General features: G+C 70.3%; 17 protein-coding genes and 2 pseudogenes. 11 read left to right on the top strand and 8 right to left on the bottom strand.

Annotation, left to right across the window (positions count from 1 at the left end; translation table 11 throughout):
• Positions 1 to 136: 136 nt before the first annotated feature.
• The 4 genes from IF30_RS0116760 (at position 137) to IF30_RS0116745 (ending at position 2954) form a co-directional block, all read left to right on the top strand.
• Complete coding sequence (locus tag IF30_RS0116760; protein WP_030238420.1) at positions 137 to 1348, top strand: phosphoglycerate kinase; 1212 nt, start codon at positions 137 to 139, stop codon at positions 1346 to 1348.
• A 4-nt stretch (positions 1349 to 1352) separates the two neighbouring features.
• On the top strand, positions 1353 to 2138 hold the full coding sequence (gene tpiA / locus IF30_RS0116755; RefSeq protein WP_030238417.1) for a triose-phosphate isomerase: 786 nt from the start codon (positions 1353 to 1355) through the stop codon (positions 2136 to 2138).
• A gap of 87 nt (positions 2139 to 2225) precedes the next feature.
• Positions 2226 to 2462, top strand: coding sequence for a preprotein translocase subunit SecG (gene secG / locus IF30_RS0116750; RefSeq protein WP_030238415.1), 237 nt, complete (start codon positions 2226 to 2228; stop codon positions 2460 to 2462).
• A 204-nt stretch (positions 2463 to 2666) separates the two neighbouring features.
• A complete protein-coding gene (locus IF30_RS0116745) occupies positions 2667 to 2954 on the top strand; it encodes an RNA polymerase-binding protein RbpA (protein WP_030238413.1) in 288 nt (95 codons plus the stop codon).
• Between the two features lie 84 nt (positions 2955 to 3038).
• On the opposite strand, the gene pgl is transcribed toward IF30_RS0116745, so the two are convergent.
• The 5 genes from pgl to tkt all read right to left on the bottom strand — a co-directional run bounded on the left by pgl (position 3039) and on the right by tkt (position 9853).
• Positions 3039 to 3827, bottom strand: a complete 789-nt coding sequence (gene pgl / locus IF30_RS0116740; RefSeq protein ID WP_030238410.1) for a 6-phosphogluconolactonase — start codon at positions 3825 to 3827, stop codon at positions 3039 to 3041.
• A complete protein-coding gene (gene opcA / locus IF30_RS0116735) occupies positions 3824 to 4900 on the bottom strand; it encodes a glucose-6-phosphate dehydrogenase assembly protein OpcA (RefSeq protein WP_030238408.1) in 1077 nt (358 codons plus the stop codon). Before opcA ends, pgl begins: the two co-directional genes overlap by 4 nt.
• On the bottom strand, positions 4897 to 6453 hold the full coding sequence (zwf, locus tag IF30_RS0116730; protein ID WP_030238406.1) for a glucose-6-phosphate dehydrogenase: 1557 nt from the start codon (positions 6451 to 6453) through the stop codon (positions 4897 to 4899). The genes opcA and zwf overlap by 4 nt, the downstream gene beginning before the upstream one ends.
• Before the next feature lie 61 nt (positions 6454 to 6514).
• A complete protein-coding gene (gene tal / locus IF30_RS0116725; RefSeq protein WP_030238404.1) occupies positions 6515 to 7657 on the bottom strand; it encodes a transaldolase in 1143 nt (380 codons plus the stop codon).
• A gap of 96 nt (positions 7658 to 7753) precedes the next feature.
• Positions 7754 to 9853 carry a transketolase gene (gene tkt / locus IF30_RS0116720; protein WP_030238401.1) on the bottom strand — a complete coding sequence of 700 codons (2100 nt, stop codon included), beginning with the start codon at positions 9851 to 9853 and terminating at the stop codon, positions 7754 to 7756.
• 464 nt (positions 9854 to 10317) lie between these two features.
• Here tkt and IF30_RS0116715 point away from each other — a divergent pair, with 464 nt between their 5' ends.
• Complete coding sequence (locus tag IF30_RS0116715) at positions 10318 to 11265, top strand: heme o synthase (protein ID WP_030238398.1); 948 nt, start codon at positions 10318 to 10320, stop codon at positions 11263 to 11265.
• Positions 11266 to 11319: 54 nt separating this feature from the next.
• Here the strand turns inward: IF30_RS0116715 and IF30_RS0116710 are convergent, their stop codons facing one another.
• Positions 11320 to 11961: a DUF2461 domain-containing protein gene (locus IF30_RS0116710; RefSeq protein WP_030238395.1), complete on the bottom strand. Its 642-nt coding sequence runs from the start codon at positions 11959 to 11961 to the stop codon at positions 11320 to 11322.
• 72 nt (positions 11962 to 12033) lie between these two features.
• Here IF30_RS0116710 and IF30_RS0116705 point away from each other — a divergent pair, with 72 nt between their 5' ends.
• Positions 12034 to 12372, top strand: coding sequence for a hypothetical protein (locus IF30_RS0116705; protein ID WP_030238391.1), 339 nt, complete (start codon positions 12034 to 12036; stop codon positions 12370 to 12372).
• 458 nt (positions 12373 to 12830) lie between these two features.
• On the opposite strand, the gene IF30_RS0116700 is transcribed toward IF30_RS0116705, so the two are convergent.
• The gene (locus tag IF30_RS0116700; protein WP_158835211.1) at positions 12831 to 13301 is read right to left on the bottom strand and encodes an ATP-binding protein; all 471 of its coding nucleotides are present in this window, start codon (positions 13299 to 13301) and stop codon (positions 12831 to 12833) included.
• Between the two features lie 178 nt (positions 13302 to 13479).
• On the opposite strand from IF30_RS0116700, the gene IF30_RS0116695 reads away from it, so the two are divergent.
• The 4 genes and pseudogenes from IF30_RS0116695 to IF30_RS0116680 all read left to right on the top strand — a co-directional run bounded on the left by IF30_RS0116695 (position 13480) and on the right by IF30_RS0116680 (position 16157).
• Positions 13480 to 14754 (top strand): helix-turn-helix domain-containing protein, encoded by a 1275-nt coding sequence (locus tag IF30_RS0116695; protein WP_030238387.1) that lies wholly within the window; start codon positions 13480 to 13482, stop codon positions 14752 to 14754.
• A pseudogene (locus IF30_RS0116690) lies at positions 14751 to 15284 on the top strand (flavoprotein); the annotation flags it as partial. The gene IF30_RS0116695 and the pseudogene IF30_RS0116690, both read left to right, overlap by 4 nt.
• A gap of 131 nt (positions 15285 to 15415) precedes the next feature.
• Positions 15416 to 15718, top strand: coding sequence for an HD domain-containing protein (locus IF30_RS0116685; protein WP_324605635.1), 303 nt, complete (start codon positions 15416 to 15418; stop codon positions 15716 to 15718).
• Positions 15711 to 16157, top strand: coding sequence for an NUDIX hydrolase (locus IF30_RS0116680; protein WP_030238378.1), 447 nt, complete (start codon positions 15711 to 15713; stop codon positions 16155 to 16157). The genes IF30_RS0116685 and IF30_RS0116680 overlap by 8 nt, the downstream gene beginning before the upstream one ends.
• 45 nt (positions 16158 to 16202) lie before the next feature.
• On the opposite strand, the gene IF30_RS0116675 is transcribed toward IF30_RS0116680, so the two are convergent.
• Positions 16203 to 17180, bottom strand: a complete 978-nt coding sequence (locus tag IF30_RS0116675; protein ID WP_030238375.1) for a COX15/CtaA family protein — start codon at positions 17178 to 17180, stop codon at positions 16203 to 16205.
• Positions 17181 to 17580: 400 nt separating this feature from the next.
• Here IF30_RS0116675 and IF30_RS0116670 point away from each other — a divergent pair.
• Positions 17581 to 18013, top strand: a pseudogene (locus tag IF30_RS0116670) (sortase-dependent protein); the annotation flags it as partial.

Here is an 18013-nt window from a genome sequence, read left to right as displayed (position 1 = left end):
TGATGTAGGGGCGAGGGCCCGGACGGCGCACCATGCCGACCGGGCCCTCGCTCCGCGCTCCAGGACTTCCTCAGGCGGCCCCTGCGCCGTGCCGCCTCTGCGCATCAACCATCTCCCCAGGAGAAACCGAATCCCCGTGAAGACCATCGAAGAGCTCATCGAAGCCGGTGTCGAAGGCAAGCGCGTGTTCGTGCGTGCCGACCTGAACGTGCCGCTGGACGGCGAGACGATCACCGACGACGGCCGGATCCGCGCCGTCGCCCCGACCATCGCCAAGCTCGCCGCGGCCGGTGCCAAGGTCGTCGTCGCCTCGCACCTCGGCCGCCCCAAGGGCGAGCCGGACCCGAAGTTCTCGCTCGCCCCGGCGGGCAAGCGGCTCGGGGAGATCCTCGGCAAGGACGTCGCCTTCGCCACCGACACCGTCGGTGACAGCGCCGCGGCCACCGTACGCGCCCTGGGCGACGGCGAGGTCGCGCTGCTGGAGAACCTGCGCTTCAACGCCGGCGAGACCAGCAAGGACGACGCCGAGCGCAAGGCGTTCGCCGAGCAGCTCGCCGCGCTGGCCGACCTGTACGTCGGCGACGGCTTCGGCGCCGTGCACCGCAAGCACGCCTCCGTCTACGACCTGCCCGGCCTGCTGCCGCACGCCGCGGGCGACCTGATCGCCACCGAGGTCGGCGTGCTGAAGAAGCTCACCGAGGACGTCAAGCGTCCGTACGTGGTGGTGCTCGGCGGCGCCAAGGTGTCCGACAAGCTGGCCGTGATCGACAACCTGCTGAAGAAGGCCGACCGGATCCTGATCGGCGGCGGCATGGCGTACACCTTCCTCAAGGCCAAGGGCCACGAGGTCGGCATCTCGCTGCTGCAGGAGGACCAGGTCCCGACCGTCCTCGACTACCTGGCCGAGGCCGAGCGGCGCGGCGTCGAGTTCGTCCTGCCGACGGACGTCCTGGTCTCCGCCGAGTTCCCGGACCTCAAGGGCAAGACCCCGGCGACCTACGAGGTCGTCGCCGCGGACGCGATCCCGGCGGACCAGGAGGGCCTGGACATCGGCCCGAAGACCCGCGAGCTGTACGCGGCCAAGGTCGCCGACGCCGGCACGGTGTTCTGGAACGGCCCGATGGGCGTCTTCGAGCACCCGGACTTCGCGAACGGCACCAAGGCCGTCGCGCAGGGCCTGCTGGACAGCGACGCGTTCACCGTGGTCGGCGGCGGGGACTCCGCCGCGGCCGTCCGCATCCTGGGCTTCGACGAGAACGCCTTCGGACACATCTCGACCGGCGGTGGCGCGAGCCTCGAGTACCTGGAGGGCAAGACCCTTCCCGGTCTCGCCGCCCTGGAAGGCTGAAAGCATGACTGAGCGTCTCCCGCTGATGGCGGGCAACTGGAAGATGAACCTCAACCACCTCGAGGCCATCCAGCACACCCAGAAGCTGGCGTTCGCGCTGGCCGACAAGGACTACGAGGCCGTCGAGGTCGCCGTCCTGGTGCCGTTCACCGACCTGCGGTCGGTGCAGACCCTGGTCGACGGCGACAAGCTGAAGATCAAGTACGGCTCGCAGGACATCTCGCAGCACGACTCCGGTGCCTACACCGGCGAGGTCTCCGGCCCGATGCTGGCCAAGCTCAAGTGCACCTACGCGGTGATCGGCCACTCCGAGCGCCGCCAGTACCACGGCGAGGACGAGGAGATCGTCAACGCCAAGGTGAAGGCCGCCTACCGGGCCGGGATCACCCCGATCCTGTGCATCGGCGAGCCGCTGGACATCCGCAAGGCCGGCACCCACGTCGAGTACACCCTGGCCCAGCTGGACGGCGCCCTGGCGGACGTCCCGGCCCACCAGGCCGAGACCATCGTGGTCGCCTACGAGCCGGTCTGGGCGATCGGCACCGGCGAGGTGGCCACCCCGGAGGACGCGCAGGAGGTCTGCGCCGCCATCCGCAAGCGGATCGCCGAGCTGTACGGCGCCGAGCTGGCCGACAAGGTCCGTGTGCTGTACGGCGGTTCGGTCAAGTCGTCGAGCGCGGCCGGCCTGATGGCCAAGCCCGACATCGACGGCGGCCTGATCGGCGGTGCCTCGCTGGACGCCGACGAGTTCGTCAAGATCGTGCGCTACCGTGAGCAGGCAGTAGGCTAACGCCGCCGCAGCAACGTAGGCTTTGGGGCCGGACCGCCGTACGCGGCCCGGCCCCTTCGCCGAAGATACGAGAGAGTTGGTCCCGTCGTGGTTCTCGGGTTCTCGATTGCCCTGATCATCTTCAGTCTGCTGATGATCCTGCTGGTGCTGCTGCACAAGGGGAAGGGCGGCGGCCTGTCGGACATGTTCGGCGGTGGCGCGATGTCCACCGGCGGCGGCTCCGCGGTGGCCGAGCGCAACCTGGACCGCATCACCATCGTGGTCGGCCTGGGCTGGTTCGCCAGCATCATCGTGCTCAGCCTGCTGCTCAAGTACAAGGGCTGACGCAACCCTGACGCCCCGTCGCCCGAGCGCCTATCCTGGGACGGTCGGGTGCGGAGGCGATAGTGGCGGATGCTTAACACCTGCTTACACTAGGACGACTTCGCCACCGACGCGCACCGCGGCGGGTCGGCGCACCAGTACGCAGGGAGTCAGACCGTGGCAAGTGGCAATGCCATCCGTGGCAGCAGGGTTGGGGCCGGCCCGATGGGCGAGGCGGAGCGCGGCGAGTCCGCCCCCCGCAACCGGATCTCCTTCTGGTGCGCCAACAAGCACGAGACCCGGCCCAGCTTCGCCGCCGAGGCGGCGATCCCGGACACGTGGGACTGCCCGCGCTGCGGCTTCCCGGCCGGGCAGGACCAGCACAACCCGCCGGCGCCCTCGCGCAACGAGCCGTACAAGACGCACCTCGCCTACGTCCGTGAGCGGCGCACCGACGCCGACGGCGAGGCGATCCTGGCCGAGGCACTGGCGAAGCTCCGCGGCGAGATCTGACGAGATCCGAGCGGCCTCCGACGCGAAGGGCGCCACCGTCGACTGACGGTGGCGCCCTTCGCGTCACTCCGGCGTCACGGGCCGCTACGCCGAGGCCGGCGGGTAGAGCTGCGGCGGGATCCGCTCCGCGGCGGCACGGTCCAGCAGCCACAGGGTGCGGCTGCGGCCGTACGCGCCGGAGGCGGGCGCCTGGAGCTCGCCGGGGCCGGACAGGGCCAGCGCGACCGCGCCCGCCTTGTCCTCACCGGCGGCCAGCAGCCAGACCTCACGGGCCGCCCGGATCGCCGGGAGGGTGAGGGAGATCCGGGTCGGCGGGGGCTTGGGGGCCCCGCGCACGCCGATCACGGTCCGCTCGGTCTCCCGCACGCCCGGGTGCTCGGGGAAGAGGGAGGCGACGTGGGTGTCCGGGCCGACGCCGAGCAGCAGCACGTCGAAGGCCGGGACGCCGAGCCGGTCGCCCGGCCCGGCGGCCTTCGCCAGCTCCTCGGCGTAGCGGGCCGCGGCGGCCTCCACGTCCGAGCCGTCGGCCCCGTCCGAGGCGGGCATCTCGTGCACCCGCGCGGGGTCGAGCGGGACGGCGTCCAGCAGCTCGGCGCGGGCCTGGACCGCGTTGCGGTCCGGGTCGGCGGCGGGCACGAAGCGCTCGTCGCCCCACCAGAGGTCCAACCGGCCCCAGTCGACCGCGTCGCGCGCCGGGGACGCGGCGATCGCGGCCAGCAGGGCGTTGCCGTTGCGGCCGCCGGTGAGCACCACCGAGGCGGTGCCGCGGGCGGCCTGGGCGTCCACGATCCGGGTGATCAGCCGGGCCGCGGCCGCCTGGGCCATCAGCTCCTTGTCCCGGTGGACGACCAGCTGCGGGGTCGCGTTGGTCATGCGCTCTCCTTGCCGGCGCGCTTCCCGGCCGCCTTCTTCGCGGGCTGCTTGCCCGCGTCCTCGGCGGCGCTCCGCTCCGGCGCGGTCGCCGCGGCCTCGGCGACCGCGGCGGCGACCCGCCCGGCCGCCGCCGTCTCGGCGTTGGCCGGCTCGTGCAGCTGCTCGACGGGCGTGCGCACGGCCGTCGCGTAGATGTCGTCCGGGTCCAGGCGGCGCAGCTCCTCGGCGATCAGCTCCGAGGTCTCGCGTCGCTTGAGCGCCACCTGGCGGTCCGGCGAGCCGGGCATGGAGAGCGTGCCCATCAGGCCGTCCGGGCGGTCCAGGGTGATGTCCCCGTCCTTGGTGCGCAGGCGCACCGCGGTGATGCCGGGGCCGGCGGTGACGACCCGGTCCACCGGCACGTCCAGCCGGTTGGTCAGCCACAGGCCGAGCAGCTCGACGCTGGGGTTGTAGGACTCGCCCTCGACCGCCGCGGAGACGATCCGGGACGGCCGCTGGTCCAGCGCGGCGGCCAGCATCGAGCGCCAGCCGGTGATCCGGCTCCAGGCCAGGTCGGTGTCGCCCGGGGTGTAGCTCTGGGCCCGCTGGGCGAGCTGGCCGACGGGGGACTCGGCGGTGACGGCGTCGGTGATCCGGCGCTGGGCGAGCGAGCCCAGCGGATCCTGCGCCGGGTGCAGCGGCGCATTGTCCGGCCACCAGACCACGACCGGGGCGTCCGGCAGGAGCAGCGGCAGGACGACCGACTGGGCGTGCGCGACCAGCTCGCCGTGCATCCGCAGGACGACCGTCTCCCCGGAGCCGGCGTCCGAGCCGACCAGGATCTCGGCGTCGAGCCGGGTCTCGGCGCGGGCCCGCGGCGAACGCCCGGCGCGCTTGATCACCGCGAGGGTGCGCATCGGGTGTTCGCGGGAGGCGTCGTTGGCGGCCTTGAGGGCGTCGTAGGCGCTGCCCTCGTCGGTCACGATCACCAGGGTGAGGACCATGCCGGCGGCACCGGAGCCACTGGCCCGGCGCGCCTCCATCAGCGTGGCGTTGATCTTGCTGGACGTCGTGTTGGTCAGGTCGATCTTCATGGCCGGCGCCAGCTCCTGCCGTCTCGTGCGAGCATCTCGTCCGCCTCGACGGGGCCCCAGGTCCCCGCCGCGTACTGGGCGGGCTTGCCGTGGGTGTCCCAGTACTTCTCGATCGGGTCGAGGATCTGCCAGGACAGCTCGACCTCCTGGTGACGCGGGAACAGGTTGGCGTCGCCGAGCAGCACGTCGAGGATGAGCCGCTCGTAGGCCTCCGGGCTGGACTCGGTGAAGGACTCGCCGTAGGCGAAGTCCATCGTGACGTCGCGGACCTCGAAGGAGGTGCCCGGCACCTTGGAGCCGAACCGCACCGTCACGCCCTCGTCCGGCTGGACCCGGATGACCAGGGCGTTCTGCCCCAGCTCCTCGGTCGCGTAGGAGTCGAAGGGCAGGTACGGGGCGCGCTGGAAGACCACCGCGATCTCGGTGACCCGGCGGCCCAGGCGCTTGCCCGTGCGCAGGTAGAACGGGACGCCCGCCCAGCGGCGGTTGTTGATCTCCAGCTTGATGGCCGCGTAGGTGTCGGTCTTGGAGTCCGGGTTGATGCCGTCCTCGTCCAGGTAGCCGACGACCTCCTCGCCGCCCTGCCAGCCGGACGCGTACTGGCCGCGCACGGTGTGCCGGCCGAGGTCGGCCGGGAGCTTGACGGCGCTGAGCACCTTGAGCTTCTCGGCCACCAGCGCCTTCGGGTGGAAGGACGCCGGCTCCTCGATGGCGGTGAGGGCCATCAGCTGGAGGAGGTGGTTCTGGATCACGTCACGGGCGGAGCCGATGCCGTCGTAGTAGCCGGCCCGGCCGCCGATGCCGATGTCCTCGGCCATGGTGATCTGCACGTGGTCGACGTACGACCGGTTCCAGATCGGCTCGAACATCTGGTTCGCGAAGCGCAGCGCCAGGATGTTCTGGACCGTCTCCTTGCCCAGGTAGTGGTCGATCCGGAAGACCTCGTCCCGGGGGAAGACCTCGTGGACGACCTTGTTGAGCTCCTGGGCGCTCTCCAGGTCGTGGCCGAAGGGCTTCTCGATGACCGCGCGGCGCCAGGAGCCCTGCGGGGGGTCGGCCAGGCCGTGCTTCTTGAGCTGCTGGACGACGGTCGGGAAGAACTTCGGCGGGACGGACAGGTAGAAGGCGAAGTTGCCGCCGGTGCCCTGGGCCTTGTCCAGCTCCTCGATGGTCTCGCGCAGCTTGTCGAAGGCGTCGTCGTCGTCGAAGGTGCCGTGGATGAAGCGCATCCCCTTGGCGAGCTGCTGCCAGACCTCCTCCCGGAACGGGGTGCGGGCGTGGTCCCGGACGGCGTCGTGGACCTCCTTGGCGAAGTCCTCGTCGTCCCACTCGCGGCGGGCGAAGCCGACGAGGGAGAAGCCCGGCGGCAGCAGGCCGCGGTTGGCCAGGTCGTAGATCGCCGGCATCAGCTTCTTGCGGGACAGGTCGCCGGTGACCCCGAAGATGACCAGACCGGACGGCCCCGCGATGCGCGGGAGCCGTCGGTCGGAGGGGTCACGAAGCGGGTTGACCGGGGCGGGCGGGAGGTCGTCCGCGTCCGATTCCGACGTCAACTCTGGGAAATCAGTGCTCACTTGATGGGCTCCGCTTTCGTGCGCTGGCTGTGAGCGGGGGTCACTTCTCGTCGGCGAAGGACGCGAGCGAGGCGGTGACGGTGTCGAGCAGCTCCTTCCAGGACTGCTCGAACTTCTCGACGCCCTCGTCCTCCAGCACCTGCACCACGTCGTCGTAGTCCACGCCGGCGGCGGCGATCGCGTCCAGCACGGCCTTGGCGTCGGCGTAGTTGGGGACGATGGTGTTGCCGGTGACCACACCGTGGTCGGCGGTGGCCTCCAGGGTCGCCTCGGGCATGGTGTTGACGGTGCCGGGGGCGGCCAGCTCGGTGACGTACAGGGTGTCCGGCAGGGCCGGGTCCTTGACGCCGGTGGAGGCCCACAGCGGGCGCTGCGGCTTGGCGCCGGCCGCCTCCAGGGCGCGCCAGCGGTCGTTGCCGGCGGACTTGCCGTCGACGCTGCCGAAGACCTCCTCGTACGCCTGGTAGGCGAGGCGGGCGTTGGCCAGCGCGGCCTTGGAGCGCAGCTCCTTGGCGTCGCCGCCGATCTTGTCGAGGCGCTTGTCGATCTCGGTGTCCACGCGGGAGACGAAGAACGAGGCGACCGACTCGATCTGGGAGAGGTCCAGGCCCTTGGCCTTGGCGGCCTCCAGGCCGGTCAGGTAGGCGTCGATGACGGCCTTGTAGCGCTCCAGCGAGAAGATCAGCGTGACGTTGACGCTGATGCCCTTGCCGATGACCTCGCTGATCGCGGGCAGACCGGGCTTGGTGGCGGGGATCTTGATGAAGACGTTCGGGCGGTCGACCAGCCACCACAGCTGCTTGGCCTCGGCCACGGTGGCGGGGGTCTCGTGCGCCAGACGCGGGTCGACCTCGATGGAGACCCGGCCGTCACGGCCGTTGGAGGCGTCGTAGACCGGGCGCAGCACGTCGGCCGCGTCGCGCACGTCGGAGGTGGTGATCATGCGGATCGCCTCCTCGGTGGTGACCTTGCGGACGGCGAGGTCGCGCAGCTGGCCGTCGTAGGAGTCGTCACCGCTGCCGGCGATGGCCTTCTGGAAGATGGTCGGGTTGGTGGTGACACCCACCACGTGCTTGTTCTGCACCAGTTCGGCCAGGTTGCCGGAGTTCAGCCGCTTGCGGCTGAGGTCGTCCAGCCAGATCGCAACGCCTTCGTCGCTGAGGCGCTTCAATGCGTCAGTCATGGTGCTCAGTCCCTTGTTCTTCTGCTTCGTGGGGTAGTCAGAGGGGCCGCGTACCCGCGTACCCGCGTGCGGGGCGGGTACGCGGCCGGAAGCCGGCTAGCGGTTGACGGCCGCGAGGGCGCGCAGGGTGTTGTGGGCCTCGGCCACCACGCGCTCCGCGGTGATGCCGAACTCCTCGAAGAGCACCTTGTAGTCGGCGGAGGCGCCGAAGTGCTCCAGCGACACGATCCGGCCGTGGTCGCCGACCAGCTCGCGCCAGCCCTGGGCGATGCCGGCCTCGACCGACACCCGGGCCTTGACCGACGGCGGCAGCACGCTGTCGCGGTAGGCCTGGTCCTGCTCCTGGAACCACTCGAAGGACGGCAGCGAGACCACGCGGGTCGCGATGCCCTCGGCCTCCAGCACCTCGCGGGCCTTGACGGCCAGCTGGACCTCGGAGCCGGTGCCCAGCAGGATCACCTGCGGGTCGCCGGTGGAGGCCTCGGCCAGGATGTAGCCGCCCTTCGCGGTGCCCTCGGCGGAGCCGAACACCTCGCGGTCGTACGTCGGGACGCCCTGGCGGGTGAGGGCCAGGCCGACCGGGCCGGGGTTGCCGGCCTGGCGCTCCAGGATGGTGCGCCAGGCGACGGCGGTCTCGTTGGCGTCGGCCGGGCGGACCATGGCCAGGCCCGGGATGGCGCGCAGCGAGGCCAGGTGCTCGACCGGCTGGTGGGTCGGGCCGTCCTCGCCCAGGCCGATCGAGTCGTGCGTCCACACGTAGGTGACCGGCAGCTTCATCAGTGCGGCCAGGCGGACGGCCGGGCGCATGTAGTCGGCGAAGACCAGGAAGGTGCCGCCGTACACGCGGGTCCTGCCGTGCAGGGCGATGCCGTTCATGGTCGAGCCCATGGCGTGCTCGCGGATGCCGAAGTGGATCGTCCGGCCGTACGGGCTCGCCGACTTCAGCGGGTTGCCGCCGGGCAGGAACGAGCTGTCCTCGTCGATGGTGGTGAGGTTGGACTCGGCGAGGTCGGCCGAGCCGCCCCACAGCTCCGGGATCACCGCGCCGAGCGCCTTGAGGGTGTCGCCCGAGGCCTTGCGGGTGGCGACGTCCTTGCCGGCCGGGAAGGACGGGACGGCCTTCTTCCAGCCCTCGGGCAGCTCGCCCGCCTGGATGCGGTCGAACTCGGCGGCGCGGTGCGCGTCGGCGGCGCGCCAGGCCTCGAAGGAGCGCTGCCACTCGTCGCGGGCGGCCTTGCCGCGCTTGATGACCTGGCGGGCGTGGTCGAGGACGTGGTCGCTGACCTCGAAGGTCTTCTCCGGGTCGAAGCCCAGGACCTTCTTGGTGGCGGCGATCTCGGCGGCACCAAGCGCGGAGCCGTGCGCCTTGGCGGTGTTCTGGGCGTCCGGGGCCGGCCAGGCGATGATCGTGCGCATCGCGATGATCGACGGACGGGACGTCTCGGCCTTGGCCGCGGCCAGCGCCTCGGCCAGGACGGCCACGTCGACGTCGCCGTTGGACTTCGGGGCGACGCGCTGCACGTGCCAGCCGTACGCCTCGTAGCGCTTGAGGACGTCCTCGGAGAAGGCGGTCTCGGTGTCGCCCTCGATCGAGATGTGGTTGTCGTCGTAGAGGGCGACCAGGTTGCCCAGCTTCTGGTGGCCGGCCAGCGAGGAGGCCTCGGCGGAGACGCCCTCCTCCAGGTCGCCGTCGGAGACGATGGCCCAGATGGTGTGGTCGAACGGGGACTCGCCGGCCGGGGCCTCCGGGTCGAACAGCCCGCGCTCGTAGCGGGCGGCCATCGCCATGCCCACCGCGTTGGCGATGCCCTGGCCGAGCGGGCCGGTCGTGGTCTCCACGCCGGCGGTGTGGCCGTGCTCGGGGTGGCCCGGGGTGCGGCTGCCGGAGACCCGGAAGGCCTTCAGGTCGTCCAGCTCAAGGCCGTAGCCCGAGAGGTACAGCTGGGTGTAGAGCGTCAGGCTGGTGTGCCCGGGGGAGAGGACGAAGCGGTCGCGGCCGACCCAGGACGGGTCGGTCGGGTCGTGGCGCAGGAATCGCTGGAAGATCAGGTACGCAGCCGGGGCCAGCGCCATGGCCGTCCCGGGGTGTCCGTTGCCGACCTTCTGGACAGCGTCCATGGCGAGGACTCGCGCGGTGTCAACCGTGCGCTCGTCCAGATCGGTCCACTCGAATGCGTTCGTCGGCGCAGTGCTCACCCTGTCTCAGGGCTCCTTCCGTATTGAAGAGTGACCCCGTGAATGGGGACCGGGTCGGCCACGGCGCTGTGGTCCCGACGCTGGGTGGTGCCGGTCACGGAGGGTAGATCCCGCTTCTGCGTGCGAGCCTACCGTCCGGGCCGGGGCTCACCCTCCGTGCTGAGACAACCAGGATTTCCGCATGGTGATTCCCACTAGGCCGGTTTGGCTGATTTCGTCCCAGGCTCTCCCGGTTCGCGGACCGTCGCCGCCCCGGTGGACAGGACGGGGGAGCGGGGCCCGCCCGGGGCGCTTCGTGGCTTCACCCAGTCGGTTCACCCGGGGGTGTGCGGTTCGGCCTCGCCGGGGGACCCCGGAGCCGGATGGGATATATGGAGCGTCTATGGTGTCGTGGTACGCGCAGAGCGGACGATTCGGGACCCTTCGTTCCTGTGGACGCCTGCGAGGATTCATCTTCAGTTGGGGTGTTAGTGACCGCCGTCGAAACCCGTCCCGCCGGGGTCACCGGGGCGACTCCTGCGCACCGGCCGCTCGGGGCCCGTGTCGGCGCCTTCGTCGCACTGACCAAGCCCCGGATCATCGAACTGCTGCTGATGAGCACCGTGCCGGTCATGTTCCTGGCCCAGCAGGGCGTCCCGGACATGCTGCTGGTGCTGAAGGTCGTGGTCGGCGGCTACCTCTCGGCGGGCGGCGCCAACGCCCTCAACATGTACATCGACCGCGACATCGACGCGCTGATGGCGCGCACCGAACGGCGGCCGATCGTCACCGGGATGGTGTCCCCGCGCGAGGCGCTGGTGTTCGGCGTCGTCCTCGCGGTCGTCTCCACCCTGCTGCTCGGCCTCGGCGTCAACTGGCTCTCCGCCGGACTGGCGCTCGGCGCGCTGCTGTTCTACGTGTTCGTCTACACGCTGGGGCTCAAGCGGCGCACCTCGCAGAACATCGTCTGGGGCGGCATCGCCGGCTGCATGCCGGTGCTGATCGGCTGGTCCTCGGTGACGAACTCGGTGTCCTGGGCGGCGGTGGCGCTGTTCCTCGTGGTGTTCTTCTGGACCCCCCCGCACACCTGGGTGCTGTCGATGAAGGTCCGCGACGACTACGAGCGGGCCGGCGTGCCGATGCTGCCCGTGGTCAAGGGCAACGTGGCGGTCGGCAAGCAGGTCGTCGCCTACTCCTGGGTCATGGTGGCGACCTCGCTGGCGGTGTGGCCGCTGGGGCACATGAGCTGGCTGTACCCCGTCGCCGCGGTACTCCTCGGCGGGTTCTGGCTGCGCGAGGCGCACGCGCTGTACGGGCGGGCCAAGGCCGGGATCGTGGGCGCCAAGCTCAAGGAGATGCGGCTGTTCCACTGGTCGATCACCTACCTGTCGCTGCTGTTCGTGGTGTGCGCGATCGACCCGTTCGTGAAGTAGGGCCTGTCCGACGTCGAAGAGCCCCGGTCCGCTGGACCGGGGCTCTTCCGCGTTTCAGCGGGACGGCAGTCCGGACGGGCCGACGTGGTCGTCCAGCCAGTCCCGCAACGGCTGGGAGGCGCGCAGGAAGCCGGTGATGCGGGTGTGGGCGGCGCGGGTGCCCAGCCACTTCGCGGGCTCCCACTCCTGCCAGGCCACCAGTCCCTTGTGCCGCAGCAGCTCGATCCTGGGGTGGTCCTTCGCGTAGCCGCGCGGCGCCGACTTGAGGGAGTCCCGGCCGTGGACCCGGGGGCCGGCCGCCTCCACGGCGGCGATCACCCGCTCCAGTTCCGCGCCGCCGACGTCCTCGGCGACGGCGGCGCGGTAGCGCTCCAACTGGTCCGGGGCGAGCTGGTACATGCCGTTGCCGCAGGCCAGGCCGTCGGCGGAGAGCTGGATGTAGCCGCCGGACTCCAGGTGGGCGCCGATGTGCGTCTTGTACGGGGACTTGTCGGCGCTGAAACGGACGTCGCGGTTCGGGCGGAAGATCTTCCCCGGCCCGAACTCCGGCTCCAACTCCGCGAGCAGCAACTCCATCGGGGCGCGCACGGCTTCGTCGTACCGCTCCTTGTGGGCCTGCCAGAAGGTCTTCGAGTTGTCGGCTTCGAGGTGCTCGTAGAAGTCGAGCGCCTCCGCGGGCCAGCCTTTGAAGGTCACCCCTCCAGTATGTGGCCCGGTGCACAGGGCGCTCCCGTCGCCAGCGCCTCTACCGGTGGGTAGCATGCGGGCATGAGCAGCGCAGAGACCGCCACCGCCGCCGCGCCGGACGCCCGTACCGAGCGCCGCGCCAAGCGCATCGCCAAGAACCTCACCAGCTTCGCCCAGCAGCACGGCGGCAGCGCCGACGCGGTCGTCGAGTACGTCGGCGCCGTGGCCACCCGCATCGTCGTGGTCGGCGCGGACGGCGCCTGGGGCGACCAGGTGGCCCCCAGCTACGCCGTCGGCCGCCGGGCCGCCGAACTGGCCGGGCTGACCCTGCACGACGACTTCGAGGGCGAGCTTGGGCTGAAGGTCAAGACCGGCCCGTACGAGTGGAAGCGGATGGCCGGCATCCAGCTCGGCGGCTGAGCGCCCCTGGTTCGAGCGGCGACGGCCCGGCTCCCCCCTGGACGGGGGGAGCCGGGCCGTCGGCTTCAGACCGGCAGGTTCCGGCCCGGACCGTCCTCGACCAGGTGGCCACGTCCGAGAGGATCTGGTGTCCGTCGGCTCCCAGCCGCTCGGCCGACGGCGCCGCGAGCTGCGCGACCCAGCTGCCCGTCCACGTGCCGATGGTCTCGAGGTCGATCCGGGTCGGGCGTTCGTCTCCGGAAAGCAGCGCGAGGCTCTGGCGGGGCGGTCGGTCGTGGGGGCGGGCCATCATGAAACTCGTGCAACCGGGCAGGAAGCGGCCGGTGGCTTCGCCGGGAGCGGTCACCTGGAGCAGCGCCAGACCGAAGCCGAAGGACCAGCCGGACAGTGTGACCAGGACTCGGCCGCCCGGCCTCACCGGGCGTCGGGGGCGTGACCGTCCTCCGGCGGTTGCCAGTTCATTTGGGGGTCGGCGCGGGCGTCGCAAGGTCGGCGTGGACGACCTTCCCGAAGGGGAGGAGTGTGACGCCCCAGCGGCCGTTAGTGAGCCGGTGGACCATCGCCAGGCCCCGGCCGGACGTGGCGTCGGGTCCTGTCTGGATCATCACGGGCATCGAACGGGAGCCGTCGCCGACGAGGATTCGGAGGATGTGGTGAGTCGGGCGGCGCACGCCGACGACCATGCGAGTCTGACAGCCGGTCTTGATGGAATTGGTGGCCAGTTCGCTGACGATCACGGCGGCGTCGTCCGCCAGGTCATCCAGCTTCCACTCTCGCAGCCTCGCGACGACGAACCGGCGCGCAGCGGCCACCGATTCCGGCTGGTAGGGCAGGCGAGCCGTCGCCGGTGCCGCACGCACGTGGACACTCGGGCCCGGGTCAGGTCGAAGTGCGGCGTCGCTTCCCACAGGGTTCGAGAGGAGGGTCATCGGCGCTTTCTCCTTGGCGACTGGGATGAGACTGCTGATGACCAGGCAACTGCACTTGGGGGCCGGGCGGCTGGGCCCAGAGCCCAAAGCGCATGGTTCATGCAGATTGCGCATCATCGGTTGTCCTCGTGTGACTACGCTCGGCATATCGGGTGTGATCGGTGCGGCAGGAGGATCCATGTCGTGGATGACCGCAGGAGACTCTGTGGCACTCGCGCCCGGCGAGGTGATTCGCCGGGCGCGAGTGCTCAGCGGTCGGACTCAGGCGGACGTGGCCTCTGAGCTGGGCTACCACCAGTCGAAGATCAGCCGGCTGGAGAGTGGTAAAGGGACGCAGGACGTGGGTGTCCTGCGGTCCGTCGCAGCGGTGCTCGAGATTCCACCGGAGCGCCTCGGTCTTGCCTCTCCCCCCGGCGCGGACAGCAGGACGGACGACATGCACCGTCGCGGCTTCCTGGCCGCGAGCGTCATTGCGCTCGCGGCCCCGGCCGGGCCGCCTCGCGCGGGGATTGAGCTCGTCCGAGAACTTCTACCCGGACCGGTACTCTCCGATCGCCCACTGCAGCCGCCTGCCGCACTTGCAGCCCGGCTGTCCACGGCACGCGGGCACTTCTATTCCTGCCGGTACGCTGAACTCGAAGCGGATTTGCCACAGTTGATCGCCGACCTCCGCCAGGCGCAGAATGCGGCGCGAGGCGATGGGCAAGCTCTTTCAGGCATGCTTGCGACGGCCTATCAGACGGCTGCAAGCCTCTTGCTCAAACTCGGCGATCAGGGCAACGCGTGGCTTGCGGTCGGCAGGGCCATGGCCGAGGCCGATCGGAGCTGTGATCCGGTGGTGATGGCTTCCAGCGTCCGCGTTCAGGTCCACGTCCTCGCGCGGGACCGGCACACTGCGCCCGCCATCAGCCTCGTTCGTCACACTGCCGACCAACTCGGCGGCAGCTACGACCGGAAGACGCCCCAGTACCTTGCTGCATTCGGGCTCATGCTTCTTCGTGGCGTGACCGCAGCAAGCGCAGGTGGCGACCGGGTGACAGCCGCGGAACTGCTCGCCGAGGCTCGGGATGTCGCGCGCTACGTCGCCCTCGACGGCCCGGAATCCTGGGCGAACTTCAGCCCCACCAACGTCGCACTCCATGCGGTCAGCTCTGCCGTGGCTCTCGGCGACGCTGGCGCGGCACTGGAAGCCGCTCGGCCCCTGATGCGACGCCGTATCCCGGTTCCCGAGCGGCGGGCCGCGCTCTGGGTGGACGCTGCACGGGCATACAGCCAGCAAGGCAGACTGGCCGAGGGATACCAAGCGCTCAGGATCGCGGAAGTCTGCGCGTCTGAAGACATTCGCCGTCGTCCCAGCGTGCTGGAACTGGTCGGCGAGATGGCTGCCCGCGACCGACGCGCTGCCGTCCCGGAACTTCGTCGTTTCTGCCATGAGCTGGGGGTTCGGATTTGACTGAGAACTACGAGCCGTTCCTCTATGTCGTCGTCTGTGCTTCGGGGATCGCCGACGGCGTGGACGAACTGATCACCGCCGCCCACGCCGAGGGGTGGAACGTCGGGGTGATCGCCACACCCAGCGCTCTTGGCTTCATAGACCAGGCAGCCATCGAGGCGCAGACCGGCTATCCGATCCGGTCGGCCTGGCGCACGCCGAGCATCCCGCAGCCGTTGCCTCCGGCGGACGCCATCGCGGTCGCTCCCGCGACGTTCAACACCGTCAACAAGTGGGCCGCCGGCATCTCCGACACCCTTGCACTCGGCATCCTCTGCGAGGCGTACGGACTCGGTATCCCCGTTGCCGTCCAGCCCTATGTCAACTCTGCCCAGGCCGTCCACCCGGCCTATTCGGAGAGCCTGGCCCGACTGCGCTCGATGGGCGTCCTGATCGGCGACTACGTGCCCCACAAGCCCAAGTCCGGCGGAGGACGCGACAAGTACAGCTGGACCCATGTCCTCGACCTGCTCCGTCCGACCCTCGACAGTCGGGCAGAGCAGGACCTGTGTCGAGCGACACCTGGAAGCGAGATGCCGCGAAAGGACAAGAGAGGCCACATGCTGCTGGCGACATCCCGCACATCGGCCGGCGATACCTCATCGCAACCTCCAATGAGCGAATGACTGCCGACCAGGTCAGCGCCGCCCACCCTGCCGTTGTCGCCGGGGTCAGCGCCGTCGTCGCGGAGTGTGAGAACGGCGAGAGCCCGGAGGTGGTGGTCGCCCACGACGCCGACGAGCTCGAATGCCTCCTCCAAGCGGTCGGGTACCGGGAGCAGGGCTATCAGGACGTCCGGCTCTGGATCGACAGCAGCCTCGGCAGCCTGAAGACCGACTCGGCTCGAGAACTCGTCGAGGCAGCTCTCACGATGACCTCGCTGGAGTGGCAGAAGGTCTATCTCGGGTCTTCTGTGGATGAGTGACAGTCCCGGGGTGATCGCGCCGCTCCACTCGGTGTCCGTCGCGGGGGTGGTGGTGCGCGAGGACGGCAGGGTGCTCGCGATTCGCCGGGCTGACAACGGGACCTGGGAGCCGCCGGGTGGCGTCCTCGAACTGGGCGAGGGCGTCGAGGACGGTGTGTGCCGTGAGGTCTGGGAAGAGACTGGGGTCAACGTCGGGGTGGAGCGGCTGACCGGCGTCTACAAGAACATGCGCCTGGGAGTCATCGCCCTGGTTTTCCGCTGCCGACCGGAGGGTGGAGAAGCGCGGGTCTCGGATGAGGCGGCGGCGGTTGACTGGCTCACGCCGGACGAGGTCTCCGGCCGCATGGCCGAGGTCTATGCGGTACGTGTCCTGGATGCGCTTCGGGACGACACGGCACCGGTCATCCGCACCCACGACGGGCGGCGGCTGCTGCCGTGAGACGTCGAAGGCCCCCATCTGGCGATGGGGGCCTTCGGTGGTGGTTCAGACGGTGGCGGGCTCGGGGGTTCGTGGGGCGGGGGTTCCGGTCTCCTCGGCTTCGCGTACGCGCAGGGCGAGGGGGATGCGGAGGGCGGCGATCCACGTGAGGCTCGCGCCGAGCATGTGCAGTCCGACCATCAGTTCGGGGGCGTCGGTGAAGTACTGGACGAAGCCGAGGACGCCCTGGAGGAGGAGGACGGCCAGCAGTTCCTTGGTGCGGGCCTTGGCGGCCTGCGGCGCCTTGATCGCGGCGAAGACGAAGATCATCGCGATGGTGAGGCCGACCGAGACGAACGCGAAGTCGGCGTGGAACTGGGCCAGTCTGTCGTAGTCGATCGGGATGCGCGGGACGATCTTGTTGTCCTGCGGCGTGCCCGGGTGGTGGCCGGCGCCGGTGACCAGGGTGCCCGCCGCCACCAGCAGGCCGACGACGAGGACGAGTACGTAGGAGAGCTGGTGGATGGGGCGGGCCACCGACGGCTTCGCCGGGCCGTCGCCCTCCTTGCTGCGCTCCCACATCAGCAGGGCGACCCAGACCAGGGCCATCGCCGCGATCATGTGCAGCGCCACGGTGTACGGGTTGAGGCCCGTGAGGACCGTGATGCCGCCGAGCACGGCGTTGCTCATCACCAGCCAGAACTGGGCCCAGCCGAGCCTGGTGAGACCGCGCCGCCACGGCCGGTGGCAGCGGGCGGCCAGGATCGCCCAGCCGACCGCCGCGCTCAGCACGTAGGTGAGCATCCGGTTGGTGAACTCGACGATGCCGTGGAAGCCCATCTCGGGGGTGGGCGTGAGGCTGTCGCCGGTGCAGCGGGGCCAGGTCGTGCAGCCGAGGCCGGAGGCGGTGAGGCGGACGGCGCCGCCGGTGACGACGATCACCACGCTCATCACCAGCGCGGCGAACGCGGCGCGCCGGACCATCGCGGCGGAGGGCTGCCAGCGGTCGGCGAGCAGGGAGAAGGGGGTACGCACGGGGTCAATCGTAGGCGGCCTTACAGGCGATCTTGGGGCGGGGCGCGAGCGGAGTGGCCGGGAGTGCAAATCGGACGGTTCGGGCAAGGTGGGTCAGTGGTCTTCCGTGCCAGTGGTCTTCCTTGACGGAAGCGGCGCCGCCGGTGATTGAACCTGATCACCGGGGGCGCCGTTCTGTCTTGAGGTGACGAAGTTCATTCAAGTTTGCCGAATCCGCGTTCTGCGAGGTGGCGGCTGTGATGGGCTGGTCATGCACATCGGAGAACGGACGGACAGACGAAATCCGGTCGGACGGCGGGGTGTGGCGGGATGCGGAAGTGCCGGTAGAGTCCCCCGGACAGTCGTAGCGGGCCACCGCGATCCACTCAACACGCCTGCTGCACAAGACCGTTCGGAGGGGAACAGCGTAATGGTGCGACAGCAGCGGCACATCGGGATCGGCGCGGCGGCATTGGCCGGCACGGCGGCGGCCGGTTTTCTACTGCCCTTGGCGATGGCCACCAACGCCTCGGCGCACGTGCCGACTTGGTCGGTGACCTGCGACAAGGTCGTGGTCGATCTGATCAACTACAGCCCCAAGGCTGATGTGAAGAACACCGTCAGCCTCACCATCGACGGCGAGAAGGTCCTGGACGCCAAGGCCTTTCCGGCGGAATTCCACGGCACCTTCCCGGTGAAGGACCACACGGCCCCGATCAAGGCGAACCTGGTGGTTTCCACCACGGAGAACCCGAACGACAAGGGCTGGAACATCAACGAGACGAAGACCATCGAGCCGTGCCACACGCCGACTCCGACCCCGACCCCCAGCAAGACCCCCACCCCCACCCCCACCCCCACCC

This window comes from Streptomyces sp. NRRL S-350 (assembly GCF_000719705.1).
In the GTDB taxonomy this organism is placed as follows: Bacteria; Actinomycetota; Actinomycetes; order Streptomycetales; family Streptomycetaceae; genus Kitasatospora.
This window is presented reverse-complemented; position numbering and strand designations above follow the sequence as displayed.